General features: G+C 64.0%; 1 protein-coding gene. It reads left to right on the top strand.

Translation table 11 applies throughout. The features are described from left to right. The first annotated feature begins 66 nt into the window (after positions 1-66). A complete protein-coding gene (locus tag RHOFW104R8_RS10890) occupies positions 67-1,581 on the top strand; it encodes an IS1182 family transposase (protein ID WP_068094664.1) in 1,515 nt (504 codons plus the stop codon). The last annotated feature ends 173 nt before the right edge of the window (positions 1,582-1,754 follow it).

Here is a 1,754-nt window from a genome sequence, read left to right as displayed (position 1 = left end):
TAACGAGGTTGTAGAAAAACCTCCGCCGATCTTGCTTCAATACCCCCACGTGAACAAGGGGGCGGCATGGCACGCTACCGGCATATCGATATGAGTCCGCGGCTGTTGCCGGTGGATCTGCAGGCGCAGCTGGTGCCGGGATCATTTGCCCATGCCGTGCACCATCTGGTCGATCAGCTGGATCTGTCCGCCTTCGATGCGCATTACCGCAATGACGACAGCGGCGCGCCGGCCCATGCGCCGACGATGTTGCTCAAGGCGGTGCTGCTGGCGTATTCCCAAGGCATGGTGAGCTCCCGCTCGATCGAGCGCGCCTGCCGCGACAACGTGCTGTTCATCGCCCTGACCGGCGACGCCAAGCCACACTTCACCACCATCGCGGACTTCGTCAGCCGCTCGCGCGGGGCGATCGCGACCGTCTTTGCCCAGGTGCTGACGTTGCTCGACGGCGAGGGTCTGATCGGGCGCCAGATGTTCGCCATCGATGGCGTGAAGCTGCCTTCCAACGCGTCCAAACACCGCTCCGGTACGCGCGCGGAGTTCCTTGCGCAGGCACAGAAGATGGAGCGCGCGGCCACCACGATGTTGGAACGTCACCAGGCCAACGATGCCGGCGCGGCCGAAGACGTGCGGGATGCCAAGGCCGCCGAACGCATCGAGCGCCTTACTCGCGAGGCAACGAAGATCCGCCAATGGCTGGCCGATCATCCGCAAGATCGGCCCGGTTCGCGCGGCAAGGTCCGCAAGTCCAATCGCACTGATAACGAATCGGCCAAGCTGGCCACCGACAAGGGCGTGATCCAGGGCTATTGCGGCGTGGCCGTGGTCGATGCCAGGCACCAGGTTATCGTCGAGGCTTCGGCTCACGGCACCGGCGCCGAACAGGAATTGTTGTTGCCCGTACTGGACGCCTGCGCCGAGCAGCGCACCGCATCGACGCTGATCACCGCCGATGCCGGCTATCACAGCGAAGCCAACCTCGCCGCGTTGGCCGACCAGGGCATTGACGCCCTGATCGCCGACAACGCGATGCGCCGGCGTGACGAACGCTTCGCCGGGCAGGACAAGCACCTGGCCAAGCCCGATCCGTTGCACGACAAGACACGCAAACCGACAAAGCCACGCCTGTTTGGCAGCGAGGACTTCATCATCGCGCCGGACCAGTCCTACGCGATCTGTCCGGCCGGCAAGCGCCTGCATCGCAACGGCAAGGACTGCACCATTGGCGGCTATGCCGCGATCAAGTTCCGCGCACCACAGGCTGCCTGCCAAGGCTGCCCACTGCGTGCGAAGTGCTTGCGAAAACCCGAAACCACACGCTCACGGCAAGTTGCCGTGCTCACCCGCAAAGCCGAGCCAACCCACAGCCAGCGCATGCGCGAGCGCATCGACAGCGCGTGGGGACGCGAACAGTACGGGCGACGCTTCGCCACCGTCGAACCCGTCTTCGGCAACGTGCGCGCCAACAAGCGACTCAACCGCTTCACCCTTCGCGGTCAGGCGAAGGTGGATGGCCAATGGAAGTTGTTTGCGCTGGTCCACAACATCGAGAAGTGGGCGAACTACCGCAAGGCGGCCTGAGCGGCACAAGGCGCGCCATGGGCGCCTGGGACGCCCACCCATCGCGTCAGATCAAGCCGGGTAACCCGCAACGCGAAACCCCAAGAAACCACGCCGTTGAGTGACGTGATGCAACGGCTGTCATTTTGGCCGTCTATCCATCCGTGGAAAGGGGTTTTTCTACAGCCTCAACG

The sequence above is a fragment of the Rhodanobacter sp. FW104-R8 genome (genome assembly GCF_001617365.1).
Classification (GTDB): domain Bacteria; phylum Pseudomonadota; class Gammaproteobacteria; order Xanthomonadales; family Rhodanobacteraceae; genus Rhodanobacter.
This window is presented reverse-complemented; position numbering and strand designations above follow the sequence as displayed.

What these genes read in the sequence shown, in the direction of transcription:
- RHOFW104R8_RS10890 (WP_068094664.1), top strand. Translation starts at nt 67, where the DNA reads ATGGCACGCTACCGGCATATCGATATGAGTCCGCGGCTGTTGCCGGTG.